Source organism: Streptomyces sp. NBC_00286 (assembly GCF_036173125.1).
GTDB lineage: Bacteria > Actinomycetota > Actinomycetes > Streptomycetales > Streptomycetaceae > Streptomyces.
Map to the genome: position 1 here is coordinate 5,843,367 of NZ_CP108054.1, position 16,427 is coordinate 5,859,793.

12 protein-coding genes and 2 pseudogenes are annotated in these 16,427 nt (G+C 70.0%); 9 read left to right on the forward strand and 5 right to left on the reverse strand.

Annotation, left to right across the window (positions count from 1 at the left end; all coding sequences use genetic code 11):
• Window positions 1-25 precede the first annotated feature (25 nt).
• The 3 genes and pseudogenes from OHT21_RS26930 to OHT21_RS26940 all read left to right on the forward strand — a co-directional run bounded on the left by OHT21_RS26930 (window position 26) and on the right by OHT21_RS26940 (window position 3,661).
• Entirely contained in the window at window positions 26-784 is a 759-nt protein-coding gene (locus OHT21_RS26930; protein WP_328770890.1) for a response regulator transcription factor, read from the forward strand.
• A gap of 361 nt (window positions 785-1,145) precedes the next feature.
• Window positions 1,146-2,244: pseudogene (locus OHT21_RS26935) on the forward strand (HAMP domain-containing sensor histidine kinase); the annotation flags it as partial.
• A 199-nt stretch (window positions 2,245-2,443) separates the two neighbouring features.
• Window positions 2,444-3,661 carry a MalY/PatB family protein gene (locus OHT21_RS26940; protein WP_328770891.1) on the forward strand — a complete coding sequence of 406 codons (1,218 nt, stop codon included), beginning with the start codon at window positions 2,444-2,446 and terminating at the stop codon, window positions 3,659-3,661.
• Window positions 3,662-3,682: 21 nt separating this feature from the next.
• Here the strand turns inward: OHT21_RS26940 and OHT21_RS26945 are convergent, their stop codons facing one another.
• From OHT21_RS26945 to OHT21_RS26955, 3 genes are all read right to left on the reverse strand, one after another.
• Entirely contained in the window at window positions 3,683-3,886 is a 204-nt protein-coding gene (locus OHT21_RS26945; RefSeq protein WP_328770892.1) for a hypothetical protein, read from the reverse strand.
• 65 nt (window positions 3,887-3,951) lie between these two features.
• On the reverse strand, window positions 3,952-4,482 hold the full coding sequence (locus OHT21_RS26950; RefSeq protein WP_328770893.1) for a hypothetical protein: 531 nt from the start codon (window positions 4,480-4,482) through the stop codon (window positions 3,952-3,954).
• 8 nt (window positions 4,483-4,490) lie between these two features.
• Complete coding sequence (locus OHT21_RS26955; protein ID WP_328770894.1) at window positions 4,491-4,748, reverse strand: hypothetical protein; 258 nt, start codon at window positions 4,746-4,748, stop codon at window positions 4,491-4,493.
• A 233-nt stretch (window positions 4,749-4,981) separates the two neighbouring features.
• On the opposite strand from OHT21_RS26955, the gene OHT21_RS26960 reads away from it, so the two are divergent.
• Window positions 4,982-6,382 (forward strand): DUF2252 domain-containing protein, encoded by a 1,401-nt coding sequence (locus tag OHT21_RS26960; protein ID WP_328770895.1) that lies wholly within the window; start codon window positions 4,982-4,984, stop codon window positions 6,380-6,382.
• Between the two features lie 108 nt (window positions 6,383-6,490).
• Here the strand turns inward: OHT21_RS26960 and OHT21_RS26965 are convergent, their stop codons facing one another.
• Complete coding sequence (locus OHT21_RS26965; RefSeq protein WP_328770896.1) at window positions 6,491-8,653, reverse strand: glycogen debranching N-terminal domain-containing protein; 2,163 nt, start codon at window positions 8,651-8,653, stop codon at window positions 6,491-6,493.
• A gap of 223 nt (window positions 8,654-8,876) precedes the next feature.
• On the opposite strand from OHT21_RS26965, the gene OHT21_RS26970 reads away from it, so the two are divergent.
• The 5 genes from OHT21_RS26970 (at window position 8,877) to OHT21_RS26990 (ending at window position 15,585) form a co-directional block, all read left to right on the forward strand.
• The gene (locus OHT21_RS26970; protein ID WP_328770897.1) at window positions 8,877-9,902 is read left to right on the forward strand and encodes a LacI family DNA-binding transcriptional regulator; all 1,026 of its coding nucleotides are present in this window, start codon (window positions 8,877-8,879) and stop codon (window positions 9,900-9,902) included.
• Window positions 9,903-10,078: 176 nt separating this feature from the next.
• Entirely contained in the window at window positions 10,079-11,323 is a 1,245-nt protein-coding gene (locus tag OHT21_RS26975; protein WP_328770898.1) for a sugar ABC transporter substrate-binding protein, read from the forward strand.
• A 207-nt stretch (window positions 11,324-11,530) separates the two neighbouring features.
• Window positions 11,531-12,811, forward strand: coding sequence for a carbohydrate ABC transporter permease (locus OHT21_RS26980; RefSeq protein ID WP_328770899.1), 1,281 nt, complete (start codon window positions 11,531-11,533; stop codon window positions 12,809-12,811).
• A 109-nt stretch (window positions 12,812-12,920) separates the two neighbouring features.
• Window positions 12,921-13,838, forward strand: a complete 918-nt coding sequence (locus OHT21_RS26985; protein ID WP_328770900.1) for a carbohydrate ABC transporter permease — start codon at window positions 12,921-12,923, stop codon at window positions 13,836-13,838.
• Window positions 13,839-13,941: 103 nt separating this feature from the next.
• Entirely contained in the window at window positions 13,942-15,585 is a 1,644-nt protein-coding gene (locus OHT21_RS26990) for a glycoside hydrolase family 13 protein (protein WP_328770901.1), read from the forward strand.
• A 252-nt stretch (window positions 15,586-15,837) separates the two neighbouring features.
• Here OHT21_RS26990 and OHT21_RS26995 read toward each other — a convergent pair.
• A pseudogene (locus tag OHT21_RS26995) lies at window positions 15,838-16,398 on the reverse strand (phosphotransferase); the annotation flags it as partial.
• Window positions 16,399-16,427 lie beyond the last annotated feature (29 nt).

A 16,427-nucleotide genomic window follows, 5' to 3' on the forward strand; every position in this document is an offset into this window, starting at 1 on the left:
TCCCAGGCCTTGGCAGACTGGTCGTGTGCCCCACAACGTGCTGCTCGCCGAGGACGACCGTGCCATCCGCCACGCTCTGGAACGTGCCCTGCCCCTTGAAGGGTACGAGGTGACGGCCGTCGCCGATGGCGTGGAGGCTCTCGCGCAGGCCCATCGCAGTCCGCCGGACGTCCTCGTGCTCGACGTGATGATGCCGGGCATCGACGGCCTCCAGGTGTGTCGCGTGCTGCGTGCCGAGGGCGACCGTACGCCGATCCTGATGCTCACCGCGCGCGTGGAGACCGCCGACCGCATCGCCGGCCTGGACGCCGGAGCGGACGACTACGTCGTCAAACCCTTCGACGTCGACGAGGTGTTCGCCAGACTGCGCGCACTGCTGCGACGTACGGACCTTGCCGTCGGCGTACCCGAGGAACAGCAACGCATGCCCGGCGCCCAAGTCGCGGTGGCGGGGCTGCGGATCGATCCTCCGGCTCGGCGCGTCTGGCGCGGGGAGCGTGAGATCGACCTCACCCGCACGGAGTTCGACCTCCTGGAACTCCTCGCCCGCAACGCCGGCATCGTCCTCGACCACTCCACGATCTACGACCGCATCTGGGGCTACGACTTCGGCCCCGGCTCCAAGAACCTCGCCGTGTACGTCGGTTACCTGCGGCGCAAGCTCGACGAGCCGGGCGCGTCCGCCCTGATCCACACGGTGCGGGGCGTGGCACGTGGTCGCGTTAGCTCGATTCGTGTGATGGTCGGCTTTCAGGCTTGCGGTGCTCTAGGCCGACCGGGTTAACGTGATCACGTGATCTGGGACGTCGGGTACGGCGTCGGCATCTGGGACGTCGGGTACGGCGTCGGCATCTGGGACGTCGGGTACGGCGTCGGCGTGCGGGGCCCCCGTTCCACCGGAGTGATGGTTCGGGGCCTCCCCGTCGCCTCTGGTCGTACCCATCTGGCCAGGTCACGCAGGGAACCGGCCTCCCGGGATCGGACCACGCACAGGATGCGTGTCGCCGCCCCGGGGTTGAGTACGCCGGGGACCTGGGGGTCCCCCCGGACGGAGTCTGGGGGAGCGCCCAAGACCGTTCGGGGCGTGCGGCTGACCAGGCTCACTCTTGCTCAGTATTCAGGAACGGTACGTACTGAGGGAGGACGACCGGGGGCAGCCCGCCGCTGTCGGCGACGCTGACGACCGGCGGGCCGCGTCGGCCCCGACCGCCGGGCGGCTGGTGGAACACCGCGACGCCGAGGCCGGCGGCGAGGTGTACCGGGTCGCGACCGTCGCACTCGGCGGGGGCCGGGGTGCGGTGCAGGTGGCGCAGGAGTTCTCCGGTACGGAGGACCTGCTGCGCGAACTCCAGCAGCGGACCGTGTTGTTGGTGTCCTCGGTCGTGCTCGCCGCGGGCCTCTTCGGCTGGTGGCTGGCCCGCCGGATCACCTCCCGCCTGGTCCGCCTCGCGGGCGCCGCCGAGAACGTGGCCCGCACGGGCCAACTCGCGACCCAGGTCCCGGTGACGGGCCGCGACGAGGTAGCCCGACTGGGCCGCTCCTTCGACCGCATGCTCGGCCGCCTCGCCCAGTCCGAGGAAGACCACGCCGCCTGGTCCAGGACGCGGGCCACGAACTCCGCACGCCTTTGACGTCCCTCCGCACCAACATCTCGATGCCCGCCGCATCAACGAACTCCCGCCCGCGGCCCGCGAGGACCTGGTAGCGGACCTGGCCCACGAGTCCCGCGAACTGACGGACTTGGTCAACGAGTTGGTCGACTTGGCCGCGGGCCAGCCCGCCACCGAGCCACCACAGCGGGTGGCTGTAGCTGACATCGCGGAGGACGTGGCGGTGGCGGCAAGGAGAAGAACGGCCCGGGAGATCGTCGTACGGGCAACTGGCGAGACGGTGGTCAACGGCCGCCCGGCGGCCCTGCAACGAGCACTGTCCAACTTGGTGGAGAACGCGGCGAAGTTCGACCGCGAAGGCACGTCCCCGATCGAGATCGAGGTGAGGGGCGGCGACGGGTCCGTCCGAGTCGAGGTCCTGGACCGAGGCCCAGGCCTCGCAGAAGAGGACCTTGAGCGAGTCTTCGACCGCTTCTACAGAGCACCGGCCGCGCGGAGCCTGCCCGGCTCGGGCCTAGGGCTGTCGATCGTGCGGGAGGTGGCGACGGCGCATGGGGGCGAGCCGTTCGCCCGTAGCCGGGAGGGGGGCGGCTCGGTGATCGGCTTCACGGTGACTGAGGGTCGCGCCCTGTAGGGGCGCGGGGCTGTGTCAATTTGCGGCTCCGCCGCGTGGGCGCGACAAGCCACGACGGACCCGCACCCGACAAACAACAGCTGCCTGCCGGGCTAATAGTCGCCCCAGGCCGCACGTTGCGGACAGCGGCGGTGGGCGCGGTGACGCTGGTCGCGTGAACGGGCGTACGAAGGAGTCGCAGAGGGGAAGAATCTTCCACATGCTGCCTAAAACCACCCCTGACGCCACTCCAGCCACTCTCGCCGCTCCCACGCACCCGGGCGCCCACCCCAACCCGCTCGGCCAGCTCTCCCTCGACGAACTCCGCCGCCGTACGAGCATGAAATGGCGCACCTATCCGGAGGACGTACTGCCCCTCTGGGTGGCCGAGATGGACGTCCCGCTCGCCGAGCCGGTCGCGCGTGCCCTCACGGACGCGATCGCGCTCGGCGACACGGGCTATCCGGCCGGGACGGCGTACGCGGAGGCGCTGGCGGAGTTCGCCGGGAAGCGGTGGGGGTGGGACGACTTCGCCGTGGAGCGTACGGCGATCGTGCCGGACGTGATGCTGGGCATCGTCGAGATGCTGAAGCTGGTGACGGGGCCGGGAGACCCGGTGGTCGTCAACTGCCCGGTCTACCCGCCGTTTTACCAGTTCGTACGGCACATGGACCGCACCGTCGTCGAGGCCCCGCTGGGCGAGGACGGCCGCCTGGACTTCGCGGAACTGGAGTCCGCCTTCGACCGGGTCACCGAGGGCGGCCGACGCCGGGCCGCGTATCTGCTCTGCAACCCGCACAATCCCACCGGCACGCTGCACACCACCGATGAACTGACCACCGTGGCACGGCTTTCCCACACGTACGGCATACGCGTGGTGGCCGACGAGATCCACGCCCCGCTCGTGTCGCCGGGCGCCCGCTTCGTCCCGTATCTGACGGTCCCCGGCGGCGAGAACGCCTTCTCCCTGATGTCCGCCTCCAAGGCCTGGAACCTGGCGGGCCTGAAGGCGGCCCTGGCCATCGCGGGCCCCGACGCGGCCGCGGAACTGGCCGAACTCCCCGAGGAGGTCAGCCACGGCCCCAGCCACGTGGGCATCCTGGCCCACACGGCGGCGCTCCGTGACGCGGGCCCTTGGCTGGACGCCCTGCTACTGGGCCTCGACGAAAACCGCCGGCTGCTTTCCGACCTCTTGGCCGAGCATCTGCCTTCCGTGGGCTACGCCCCCTCCGAGTCCACCTACCTCGCCTGGCTGGACTGCCGGTCCCTGCCCCTCGGCGACGACCCGGCGTCCGCCTTCCTGGAACGGGGCCGAGTCGCCCTGAACTCCGGCATCCCCTTCGGCACGGGCGGCGCCGGACACGTACGCCTGAACCTGGCGACGTCTGCGGAACTGCTCACGGAGGCGGTGCGACGGATGGCGCGGGCGCTGGCTTGAAGCGTCGGCTTGGGCGCTGGGTCATCTGACCAGTCGTGCGAGGAGGGCGGCGACGTCGGCCACGAGCTGGAGCCATGGGCGGGCCCGCTCGGCCCGCCGGCCCAGCCGCCGCACCCGGCCACCGGCCCGCCGTTCCTCCCGTCGCTGCAGCGCCCGGTCCCGTACCCGCTGTAAGGCCTTGATCCGCCGCGTCCCGAACCGTTTACGTCGCGTACGTCGCGTCATGACGAGACGCTAACGAGCCCCGCTTCCCACACGCAGGAGACGGGATCGCCAAAGGGGCCGAACGGTTATTGGCGGTAACCCGTACTTGCGGGAAGCCGGGCACCCGCGCTCCATCGCCCCAGTACGGGCTCCAGGAAGACGTGAGCCGGGCGGCACAACGTCTGCCCGTGCCGCTCGAAGAGCTCGTCACGGGAGTCGAAGTACCCGAGATCGACGAGGACTTGGGTGGACAAATCGCAGACCATGCCGCCCTGCGCCCCGCAGCTCACCGACCCACTCCAGTCCACGCCAACCCGCGCCACCGCATCGAAGAGCGTCTCACCCCCACGATTACTGAAGGCCTCGCCGCCTCCGGCAACCCCGTCGAACAGCTCCCCGACCGCCACCCACTCCCGACCGATCAGAAACTCGGGCCAGGCATCCAGCGGCTGAGCAGTGGACTGTCGACGCTGCCGCGTCTGGGCCGCTCCGACGGCGGTGAGGAGGTGACACGCGTGGCTGAGCGTCTCTCCGCGATCGTTGCGGAGATTGGAGACCAGCCACTGGTCGATGCGGTTGCGGAGGCAGGGGCAGGGGCAGGGGCCGCAGGGAATCACACACCCGGTCATCGTGTGCGCCGGTCCCGGCGCCGACGCACGGTAAAGGCACTGGCGAGCATGCCGAGGCCCCAGGCGATCAGAAGGGCACCCCATAGCGGCATGGTCACCTCCGGGATGAGAAGACGGATCTTGATACTCGCGCGGTTCTCGAAAATGAAGACCAGAGCGATCGCAGTGATCAGAACGAACGGTGCGAGGCGGCGGACACCGGGGCGGGAAAGGAATGGTGTGTGCGGCTGTTGGTCTGTGCTGGTTCGGGCCATGAGATGTCTCCATCACGTTGCCCCTTCATCCAGCGTCCTCTTCCAGCACGCGGCTCGCTACCGAAGGAGTGGCGGGACCGTAGGTTGCCACGGCGGCTCGGCCGTCCCGTCGCAGCGACGCCGATGGCCGAGATGCTTGCCGGCGCGGGGTGTGGAACGGTGGGAGAGGGCCGGGGGACCAGGCTCGGACGGGGGCAGTTGCTCCGCAGGGCCACCCCCCAGGAGGTGGCGTCATGGCTGACCAGGTCAGCGGGAGGCTTCCGGAGGAGCGGGCGGCGCGGGGCCGGGCGGCGCGTGCGGACGCGCCGCGCTCCGCTCACGCGGCGTACCAGCCCTCGGCGAAGCGACCGGACCCGGTGGACACCATCGAGGCGCAGTCGGCCGCCCGGCTGCCGGAACTCGTGCCCATCCGGTACGGGCGGATGCTGGAGTCCCCCTTCCGCTTCTACCGGGGTGCCGCCGCCATCATGGCCGGTGACCTGGCCGACACTCCCCGCTCGGGAATCACCGCGCAGCTCTGCGGGGACGCGCATCTGCTGAACTTCCGGCTGCTCGCCTCGCCCGAGCGGCATCTGGTGTTCGACATCAACGACTTCGACGAGACCCTGCCCGGCCCCTGGGAGTGGGACGTCAAGAGGCTGGCCGCCAGCCTGGCCATCGCCGGACGCGAGAACGGCTACACGGATGCCGAGCGGACCTTGGTCGTACAAACCACCGTACGGTCCTACCGCGAGCGGATGCGCCACTTCGCCGACCTGGGCAACCTCGCCGTCTGGTACACCCAGGCCGACGCGGACGCGCTGCGGGCACTGGCGGACCGGAGGCTGGGAGCGCGGGGCCGTGAGCGTACCCGGCGGGCCATGGCCAAGGCCCGCAGCCGCGACAGCCTCCAGGCCTTCGAGAAGCTGACGCGGGTGGCCGACGGCCGGCGCAGGATCACCCCCGACCCGCCCCTGATCGTGCCGCTGCAGGACCTGCTGCCGGGCGTCGAGCGTGAAGCGCTGGAGGAGCGGCTGCGCGAACTGATCGAGCGGTACAGCCACACCCTGCAGTCCGACCGCCGCCATCTGCTGCGTCAGTACCGGGTCGTCGACATGGCCCGCAAGGTCGTCGGGGTCGGCAGCGTCGGCACCCGCTGCTGGATCATCCTGCTGCTCGGCAGGGACGACGAGGATCCGCTGCTGCTGCAGGCCAAGGAAGCCGACCGGTCGGTGCTGGCCCCGTACGCCGGGACTAGCGCCTACGACAACCAGGGCCAGCGGGTCGTCGCCGGGCAGCGCCTCATGCAGGCCGCCGGCGACATCTTCCTCGGCTGGGAACGCGTCACCGGCATCGACGGACGCCAACGCGACTTCTACGTACGCCAGTTGCGGGACTGGAAAGGCATCGCCGAACCCCAGCTCATGGTCCCCAAGGACATGCGCGCCTTCGGTGAACTCTGCGGCGCCACCCTCGCCCGCGCCCACGCCCGCTCCGGAGACCGCATCGCCATCGCCGCATACCTGGGCGCCGGAGATGTCTTCGACCGTGCGCTCACCGAGTTCGCCGAGAGCTACGCGGACCAGAACGAACGCGACCATCAGACACTTACCGACGCCGTACGTACCGGCCGGGTCCACGCCCAAAACGCGTAGCGCCTGCAGGGGGGCCGGAGACGACTGCCGCGCCGCACGGCACGGCAGGAGGACGACTCGGATGGCCGGGCAGGAGGTCCTGCCGTCGGCCGTCGGCCGGGGTGGTCCTCAGGACCGCGACGCCGCGTGTTCCTCGACGATCAGTCCCGCAGGGGCTGAAACCGACGCGGTCCGGCCGTCGGAGCCGATGGTGACGTCGAGTCGTTCTCCCGCGACGGTGAGCCCTGTGATGGCGAGTGCGCCGACGGGAAGCGGGCCCGTCGAACGGAGGTGGAGACGGCCGGCGGGTACGTCGGGATCCAAGCCGGTCAGCGCGGTCATGAGGGCGATGGCTGATGCCGCCGACCAGGCTTGTGGCCGGCAGGCGGCCGGGTAGGGGACCGGTGCGGGGGTGTCCGTGCGTGCGTCGCCGCCCCATAGTTCCGGGAGCCGGTAGTCGAAGGCCGGTGCCGCGGCGAGGATGCCCTCGACGAGCCTGGCGGCGGCCTCGGGGTGGCCGCTGCGGGCGAGGCCGGTGACGGCGATCGCGGTGTCGTGCGGCCAGACGGTGCCGCAGTGGTAGCGCAGCGGGCCGAAGCCGCCGGACCTGGACGACATCGTCCGCAGCCCGTAGGCGTCGGACATGTCGGGGGCGGCGAGTCGGGCCGCGGCGGCGGCGGTCTCGTCGGCGTCGAGGATGCCGGTGGCCAGGAGGTGGCCCATGTTGCTCGCGACGGCGTCGACGGGGCGGCCCGAGGCGTCAAGTGCCATGGCGGGGTAGGGCCCTTGCTGGTCGGAGACCCAGAAGCGGGCGCGGAAGCGGTCGGCGAGGCCGGACGCGAAGGTCCGTCGGCGTTCGCCGTCCGGCAGTCCGAAGGCGTCGAGGAGTGCCGCTCCGGCGAGGGCCGCCTCGTAGGCGTAGCCCTGTACTTCGGCGAGAGCCAGGGGCGCCTCGGCGAGTCGGCCGTCGGTGAAGCGGACGGCGTCGCCGGAGTCTTTCCAGCCCTGGTTCGCCAGGCCGGTGCCGCTGTGGTCGACGTAGGAGAGGAAGCCGCCTCCGGCCTGGGCGGCGGCGTCGATCCAGTCGAGCGCGGCCACGAGCGTGGGCAGCAGCGGTTTGATGTCGTCGGCGGGCAGGCCCCAGCGCCATGCGTCGTGGAGGAGGCAGATCCACAGGGGGGTCGCGTCGACGGTGCCGTAGTAGACGGGTGGCAGGCGAAGGCCCTGGCCGTCGTCGAAGACCCCGCGCCGCACCTCGTGGAGGATCTTGCCCGGCTCTTCCTCCGTCGCCGGGTCGGTGCGGGTGCCCTGCTGTGCGGCCAGGGTGCGCAGGGTGCCGAGTGCGAGGTCGGTGCCCAGCGGCAGGAGCATCCGTGCGGCCCACAGGCTGTCCCGGCCGAAGAGCGTGAAGAACCAGGGGATCCCCGCGGCGAGGAACGTGTCACCGGGCGATGCGGCCATGGCCATGCGCAGCGAGTGGAGGTCATCCAGGCTCTGCGCGACGAGTGCGGGCAGCCGTCGGTCGTCGGCGGTGACGTCCGGACGCTGCCAGGTGGGCCGGGGATCGGCGGCCGTGACGACCGCGTCGGGTTCCGAGATCTCGACGGCCAGGTGCAGGTCGACGCTCTCGCCGGGCTCGACCGTGAGTGTCCAGGTCAGGGTGGAGTTCTCGGCGTCGGGGGTCGCGGCGGGGGCGCTGACGGTGACGGCGACCGTGCCGTCGCTCCAGCTCAACATGCCGGTGGCGGACGAGAGTTCGCCGGTCGGCTCAAGAGGGGACCGGGCTGCCAGGCCCGCCTTCGCGTGATCCAGCGTCACGAGGTCCCCGGCGATATCGACCCGGACGGCGAGATGCACCGGCGTCGTCGCGGTGGAGCGGACGGTCAGCTGCTCGGTGAGCAGACCAGGAGTGACGGTGCGCCGCCGGTCGACCCGGACGGTCGGGTCTGGAACGGCGTCACCGAGCGCCTGTGCCAGGCCGACGAAACGGCTGCGGCCGGGCCCGTCCGCAGCGTTCATGACCGAAACGACCGGCAGCCACCCCTCGTCACCGTCCGCCGCTCCGGTGCCTGGCCGCACCGTCCCGTGATGCTCGCGTGACGGTTCGCAGACGGGGCGCAGCGTCACGCGCAGCAGACTCACCGCACGCACGTCGGCATGGAAGAGCCCCTGTACGCCGGCCCCGGGAGCGGCGGCGTCGAGGTTGCCGTCCGGCCGGGACAGTACAACCGTCGGGGCGGCGAGAGTGACCGCGAGATCGTGCAGGAGCGGCTGCCGCTCGGGTGAGGTCATGAAAGCTCCGTCCGGTGCCCTCGTGTCTCGTGGGCGGTTTGGGAGGGCGGTTTGTGAGGGCGGTTTGTGACCGCGCCGACTCTTGACAGTCCGAGCGGCGATCGCCACAGTAACCGATTGGAACGCTAAATTTAACGTTCAAATCCAGCCGATCGGCGCTTCACTGCGGTGCCACGACGGCGATACGCTGCGGCGCAGTGAACTTTGTGGAGGTGGCTTCGCGATGGCGCGAGCAACACTCGAAAGCGTGGCGCGGCATGCCTCTGTGTCGATGCAGACGGTGTCCAACGTCATCAACGCGCCTCATCGGGTGCGCCCGGAGACCCGTGCCCGCGTGCAGGCCGCCATCGAGGAACTCAACTACCGCCCGAACCAGGCTTCCCGAACGCTGCGGACCCGGCGTTCACGTCTGATCGGCGCCCGCATCGAGCCGCCGCGCGACGGCGTCAACGGCGCCGTCCTCGCCCAGTTCCTCCAGTCGCTGACCGCCCGTACCCAGGAGGCCGGCTACCGGATCGTGGTGTTCACGGCCACCGACGACGACCACGAATGCTCCCTGTACGAACAGCTTCTCGACGACCACGACCTCGACGCCTTCGTCCTGCACGCCACCCACGTCGGCGACCGCCGGACGGAATGGCTCGCAGAGCGCCGGGTGCCGTTCGTGACCTTCGGCCGGCCCTGGGGAGCTGAACCCGAAGCCCCCGAGCGGCACGGCTGGGTCGATGTCGACGGCGCGCAAGGGACCCTTGCCGCGACCCGGCACCTCATCGAGAGCGGCCACCAGCGGATCGCCTTCCTCGGTTGGCCGGAGAGTTTAGAGGTCGGTGACGACCGGCGCAGCGGCTGGTCCTCCCTGCTCGCCGTGTCCGGAATCGACACTCCCGCCGGCTACGACATGGGCGTCCCCGACGGGCTCGACACCGGCCGCGAGGCCGCCGCGGCGATGCTCGACCTGCCCACTCCGCCGACCGCGATCGTCTGCGCGAGCGACTCGCTGGCCCTCGGGGCCTGGACCGAGATCACCGCGCGTGGACTGCGCCCCGGGGTCGATGTCGCGGTGGTCGGTTTCGACGACTCCCCGACCGCGGCGGTCGTCGGCCTGAGCAGCGTGGCGCAGCCGTACGACGAGGCCGCCGCCGCCTGCCTGCGGATGCTCCAGGAACTGCTGGCGGCTCCCGAACCACCGGCCAAGCCGCCCACTCCTGTCCTGCTGCCGCCCCGGCTCGTCGTCCGGGCGAGCGGCTGAGCCGCCCCGCAGCACCCGTAGCACCCATAGCACCCGCACCCACTTCACCCTGCCGAACGGCTCCGTAGCCCGTTCAGCCAACACCCGCGATCCCGCTCACAGCCCCCAGCGCGGCGGCGGATCGCGGTCCCCTCTACCACCGGCGCCTCAAGCCGGCCTGCGCAAGGAGATTTATCATGACTAATCCGCGTATACGCTGGGCAGTTGGCGCCGTCGCGCTGATGTCGCTGAGCCTGTCGGCCTGCGGCAGCGGGTTCGACGACACCGGCGAAGCCGACGACCAGGCGTCGGCCGGACCCGCCTCGATCAAGGTCCTCATCGCTTCCAGCGGCGACGCCGAGACGAAGGCCGTCAAGGACGCCGCCCAGACATGGGCGGGCAAGTCCGGCAACAAGGCGACCGTCACCCAGGCCCAGGAGATCACCCAGCAGCTCGGACAGGGCTTCGCCTCGAACAACCCGCCGGACGTCTTCTACGTCGATGCCGGCCGACTCGCCACGTACGCAAGCGCGGGCAATCTCGAACCGTACGGCGACGATTTCCCGGGGAAGGACGACTTCTACCCCGCTCTGCGCCAGGCCTTCACCTATGACGGCAAGCTCTACTGCGCCCCCAAGGACTTCTCCACGCTCGCCCTGCAGATCAACACCGCGGCGTGGTCGAAGGCCGGCCTGACCGAGGCCGACTATCCCACCACCTGGGAGGAACTGGCGGCCGTGGCGAAGAAGTTGACCACGGGCAAGCAGGTCGGCCTCGCGCTCGGCGACACCCGCGACCGGATCGGTGCCTTCATGGTGCAGGCCGGCGGATGGGTGACGAACAAGGACTCCACCAAGGTCACCGCGGACTCCCCGGAGAACCTCGAGGCGCTGAAGTTCGTCCGGTCGCTGCTCGCCGACGGCTCGGCCAAGTACCCCAAGCAGCTTGACTCCGGCTGGCCGGGCGAGGCCTTCGGGAAGCAGAAGGCCGCCATGACGATCGAGGGCAACTGGATCGCCGGCGCCATGAAGAACGACTACCCGGACGTCAAGTACACGACCGTTCCGCTGCCGGCCGGGCCCAAGGGCAAGGGCACGCTCGCCTTCACCCAGTGCTGGGGCATCGCGGCGAAGAGCAAGAACAAGGCCGCGGCCCTCGACTTCGTCAAGGCCATGACCGCGAAGGACAACCAGCTGGCCTTCGCCCAGGTGATCGGCGTGATGCCGTCCCTGCAGTCCGCCGAGGCCGACTACATCGCCAAGTCCCCGCAGGACAAGCCCTACATCGACGGTGCCGCGTACGCCCAGGCCCCGGTGAACGTCGCGAAGATCGACCAGGTGCTCGCCGACTTCGACACCGGTCTTCAGGGGCTGCCCAAGGGCGACCCGGCGCAGATCCTGGCGCGGCTCCAGAAGAACGCCCAGGCAGTCGTAGGCGACTAGCGCTCCGCTGGAAGAACGGTGATGAACCTGCGGGCCGGTGGGGGCTGGTCGCTCCCCCACTCTCGACTTCGCTCGAGCGGGGGGACCCCCATCGCGGCGGAGCCGCACAGCCCCGCGCCCCTTACGGGGCGCGGTACCGCACCGAACTCAACCAAGGCCGCTTAGCCCCGGATAACCCGACACGAACAGAACGAAAGTGAACCCGCGATGAGCCAACCGAACCCCGGGCCCGCACAGGGCCCGGGCACCGGCCCGGCAACGGCCAACAGCCGGGCAGGCACCACCCAGACCCCCGCCGCGTCACCCGCGCTACGTGGACCGCGTAAGGACACCGGCCCGGACACCGCCAAGGCCGGTGGAGGAGCCGGTGGAGGCCGCCGCACCCGCGCCCTCCGCGGCGGCATCCGAGGCCGCGAAGGCCTCGCCGGCTGGCTGTTCGTGTCACCCGTCGTCGCCGTGCTCGGACTTTTCCTGGTCGTACCGATCCTCATGGCGCTCTGGGTGAGCGTGTCCGACTGGAACGGCCAGGGCAGCCCCTTCTCGTCAGGCGTGGACTTCGTCGGTACGGACAACTACAAGCCGCTGGTCACCGAATCAGGCCTGGCGCAGAGCGACTTCATGATGAGCCTGCGCAACAACGCCTACTACGTCTTCTTCGTCGTCCCGCTGCAGACCGCGCTCGCCCTGGGCCTGGCGCTCCTGGTCAACGGGAAACGGCTGAAGGGCAAAGGATTCTTCCGCACCGCGTACTACTTCCCGGCGGTGACGAGCTCGGTCGCGATCTCGGTCGTCTTCCTGTTCATCTTCTCCTCCAGCGGCGTCGTCAACGCCCTGCTGGAGAAGATCGGCGTCGAGGGACCGGCCTGGTTCGCCGATCCCCGCGGCATCATCCATCTCGCCCTCGACGCCCTCGGCATGAACACCGACGCGCCACCCTCCGCCCTCGCCGACACCACCATCGGTGGTCTGTCCCTGTGGGACTGGATCTCCGGCCCCAGCGTCGCCATGACCGCGATCATCACGCTCGTCGTGTGGACGACGGCAGGCACGTTCATGCTCATGTTCCTCGCCGCACTGCAGGACATACCCCTCGAGGTCGAGGAGGCCGCCGAGATCGACGGCACCGGGCGCTGGCAGCGGTTCCGTCACGTCACGCTGCCCATGCTCAAGCCGACGCTCTTCCTCGTCCTGACCCTCGGACTCATCGGCACCTGGCAGGTCTTCGACCAGATCTACGTCATGTCCGAGGGCAACCCGGCGAAGACGACGCTGACGCCCGCGTTCCTGTCGTACCAGTCCTCGTTCATCAACAACGAGTGGGGGCAGGGCAGCGCCATCGCCTTCATCCTCTTCGCGATCATCGTCGCGATGACGCTGCTGCAGCGGTTCGTCCTGCGCGACAAGGACGAGGCCCGCGCCCAGGCCGCCACCCGGCGCGCGGCAAAAGCGGCACGCTCCGGCTCCGGCCCGACGGCGGGGGCGGCCTGATGACCCGTACCGCTGCAACGGCCCGCACCACACCCCCGGGAACCGACGCACCCGCGCCCACCACCGCAGCCGCCCCGGCGGCCACCGCCGACGTCCACAGAGGCACGCGATGAGCACACAACCCAAGCTCGCCGACGCAGACACCGCAGCGCACGCGGACGACAATCCCGCAACCCGCCCCGACGGCAAACGCACACGCCGCCGCAGCGGCCTCACCCGCGCGCTCGGCTACACCGCCCTCCTCGTCATCGCGCTGGCCTACATCTACCCCTTCCTCATCCAACTCGCGACGAGCTTCAAGACCGACGCGGACGCGACCGGCAACCCGCTGTCGCTGTGGCCCGACCCCTTCACGACAGCGGCCTTCAGCCGGCTCGCCGAGGCGGACTACCCGCGCTGGTTCGCCAACTCCGTCGTCGTCGCACTCCTCGTCACCGCGGGCCGTGTGTTCTTCGACTCCCTCGCCGGATACGCACTGGCCCGGCTGCGCTTCCGCGGCAGGGGCGCACTGTTCGCCGCCGTCATCGCGGTCATGGCCGTGCCCGGCGTCGTCCTGCTCATCCCGAAATTCCTCGTCCTCAACCAGATCGGGATGTACGACTCCTACTCGGGCATGATCGTGCCGCTTCTCGCCGACGCCGCGGGGGTGTTCATCATGAAGCAGTTCTTCGAGTCGATCCCCGTCAGCGTCGAGGAAGCAGCCCGAATAGACGGCGCGAGCACCTTCCGGACCTTCTGGTCCGTCGTGCTGCCGATGGCCAAGCCGGCCCTCATCACCCTGACCATCCTGTCGTTCCAGGGATCATGGAACGAACTCCCGCACTTCATCGTGTCCCGGCAGAGCCCGGAACTGAACACCCTCACATCCGGAGTCGCCTCACTCGTCTCCGGCCAGTTCGGCTCGGGCAACCAGTACCCGCTCAAGCTCGCCGCGACCCTGCTCATGACCATCCCCGTGGCCCTGGTCTTCTTCGCCTTCCAGCGGCACTTCGTCCGCGGCGGCACGGCAGGCGCGACCAAGGGGTAGCCGGGCGGGCAACCCGATGCGATACGCCCCACCCCGGCCTGCCCAGCCACGTCGACCAGCGGGCGGCGTGGACCATGCATCCCCTCCGACAGGACCGAGCTACATGAGCGACCCGACCCGCACGAACGACTCCTGGTGGCGCTCCGCGGTCATCTACCAGGTGTACATACGCAGCTTCGCCGACGGCGACGGTGACGGAACCGGCGACATCGCCGGTCTCCGTTCCCGCCTGCAGTACCTGTCCTACCTCGGCGTCGACGCGATCTGGATCAACCCCTGGTACCCGTCCCCGTTGACCGACGGCGGCTACGACGTCTCCGACTACCGCGACATCCACCCCACGTACGGCACCCTCGACGAGGCACGCAAGCTGATCACCGAGGCCCACGAGCTGGGCCTGCGGGTGATCCTGGACATCGTCCCGAACCACACCTCCGACCAACACGCCTGGTTCCAGAAGGCATTGGCGGCGGCGCCCGGCTCCCCGGAACGAGACCGGTTCATCTTCCGTGACGGGAAAGGGGAAGACGGCAGCGAGCCCCCGACCGACTGGCACGCGGCCTTCGGCGGCCCCACCTGGACCCGCACGCCGGACGGCCAGTGGTACCTCCACCTCTTCGCCCCCGAACAGCCCGACCTCAACTGGGACAACGGCGAAGTCCGAGCCGAGTTCGAGTCGATCCTGCGCTTCTGGTTCGACCTGGGCGTCGACGGCTTCCGCATCGACGTCGCCCATGGCATGGTCAAGGACCCGGCACTCCCGGACCTGGGCCTGACGGAGTTCTCCGTCCTCGCCGACGAGGGCCAGGAGAACCACCCGCACTGGGACCGCGACGGCGTCCACGACATCTTCCGCGGCTGGCGCGTCATCGCCGACAGCTACCCCGACCCCCGCGCCTTCGTCGCCGAGGCCAACGTGCGCCCCGGCCGCATGCCCGACTACCTCCGCCCCGACGAACTCCACACCGCCTTCAACTTCGACTTCCTGAGATGCGCCCTGGAAGCGGACAGGTTGAGGCAGGTGATCGACCGCACGATCACCGACCTGGCGAAGGTCGGCGCCCCCGCCACCTGGGTGCTGTCCAACCACGACGAAGCCCGCCACGTCACCCGCTACGGCCGCGCCCACACCGGCGTCACCACCCCGATGCGCGACCAGGGCCACCCCACCGACCTCACCCTCGGCACCCGCCGCGCCCGAGCGGCGGCCCTGCTGATGCTCGCCCTGCCCGGAGGCGCGTACATCTACCAGGGCGAGGAACTGGGCCTGTACGAGGTCGAAGACCTCCCCGAGTCGGCCCTCCAGGACCCCACCTGGGAACGCTCCGGCCACACGGTCCGAGGCCGCGACGGCTGCCGCGTCCCCCTCCCCTGGACCGGCGACACCCCGCCCTTCGGCTTCAGCACGTACGGGTCGGCCACGCCCTGGCTTCCCCAGCCCGACGACTGGAAGTCCTACACCGCCGAAGCCAACCAGGCCGACCGCACCTCCATGCTCCAGCTCTACCGCTCCGCCCTGCGCCTGCGCCGCACCAACCCCAACCTGCGGGGAGAGGAGTTCCGCTGGCTGGACAGCCCGGCCGGCACACTCCTCTTCGAACGCGGCAACGGCCTGCTGTGCGCGGTCAACCTCACCGACCAGCCGATCCCGTTCCCCGACGCCAGCAGCCCCCTCATCGCGTCAGGACCGCTGAGCAAGGACGGGATGCTGCCGCCGGACACCACGGTCCTGCTGCATCTGGACTGACTGACGGCCGGCGACGGGACCACCCCAGCCGACCTCCCCAGCGCCCAGCGGCGCCCAAATCCGCCAGGGCCTGTCCGGTGTTCACTCCCCGCTGACCGGGCAGGCCCCGGCCCATCTACGTACAACGACCGGGCAAGTCATCCGAGAGGGGACTGATGCGTTGCGTAGGTGTCCGTGACGTGTGAGTTTCCCGTGTCGGCTGCCTCAACCTCACGATCAAGACGGTCAGCGGCCATGCTCAAGGCGAACACGTCACGCGAGCGACTTGTCCGCCAGGACACGTTCCAAGGATCGTCGGCCCATCCGACTCATGGCCGGGTTGCTTTCGACGTAGTACCAGACCAACCCCATCGCCTGAACGAAAGCCCACGCCTTGCCTCGCTCCCATTCAAGGTCGTCGCTGCCCAGGCGATCGCGGAGAACCTGCCGCGGCCCGGCCTCGAGCAGATGCCACGCACTCACGAGATCCAGCGAAGGGTCAGCCGGCCCGAAGCCGCCCACGTCGAGAATCCCCGCAAGCCGACCGGCGGACACGAGCACGTTGCCAGGAATCAGATCGCAATGGGCCATGACGTCCTCGGCCGCACCTCGCGGCAGATCGCGCAAAGTCGCCCAGATGCGGCGAAGTCGAGGGACATCCAGGAGCTGCTCACTGTGCGTGAAACAGGTCTCCATCCACGCGTCATGGGATTGCAGGTCGCCTCCTCGGCCTGTGCCGGCAAACGTGCGGCCACGCGTGTCGATCGCGCGTAGGTCGCCGATGAGATCGGCCAAGTCACGGGCAAACGCAGACGATTCGCCGGGGTCCTCATCTTCAAAGTCCCGTCTGCCCGGCGCTGTGT

Bases quoted from the DNA above. Each gene is read 5' to 3' on its own strand.
- OHT21_RS26970 (WP_328770897.1), top strand. From the start codon at position 8,877: ATGGCGCGAGCAACACTCGAAAGCGTGGCGCGGCATGCCTCTGTGTCG.
- OHT21_RS26980 (WP_328770899.1), top strand. From the start codon at position 11,531: ATGAGCCAACCGAACCCCGGGCCCGCACAGGGCCCGGGCACCGGCCCG.
- OHT21_RS26955 (WP_328770894.1), bottom strand. From the start codon at position 4,748: ATGGCCCGAACCAGCACAGACCAACAGCCGCACACACCATTCCTTTCC.
- OHT21_RS26940 (WP_328770891.1), top strand. From the start codon at position 2,444: ATGCTGCCTAAAACCACCCCTGACGCCACTCCAGCCACTCTCGCCGCT.
- OHT21_RS26990 (WP_328770901.1), top strand. From the start codon at position 13,942: ATGAGCGACCCGACCCGCACGAACGACTCCTGGTGGCGCTCCGCGGTC.
- OHT21_RS26945 (WP_328770892.1), bottom strand. From the start codon at position 3,886: ATGACGCGACGTACGCGACGTAAACGGTTCGGGACGCGGCGGATCAAG.
- OHT21_RS26960 (WP_328770895.1), top strand. From the start codon at position 4,982: ATGGCTGACCAGGTCAGCGGGAGGCTTCCGGAGGAGCGGGCGGCGCGG.
- OHT21_RS26965 (WP_328770896.1), bottom strand. From the start codon at position 8,653: ATGACCTCACCCGAGCGGCAGCCGCTCCTGCACGATCTCGCGGTCACT.
- OHT21_RS26975 (WP_328770898.1), top strand. From the start codon at position 10,079: ATGACTAATCCGCGTATACGCTGGGCAGTTGGCGCCGTCGCGCTGATG.
- OHT21_RS26985 (WP_328770900.1), top strand. From the start codon at position 12,921: ATGAGCACACAACCCAAGCTCGCCGACGCAGACACCGCAGCGCACGCG.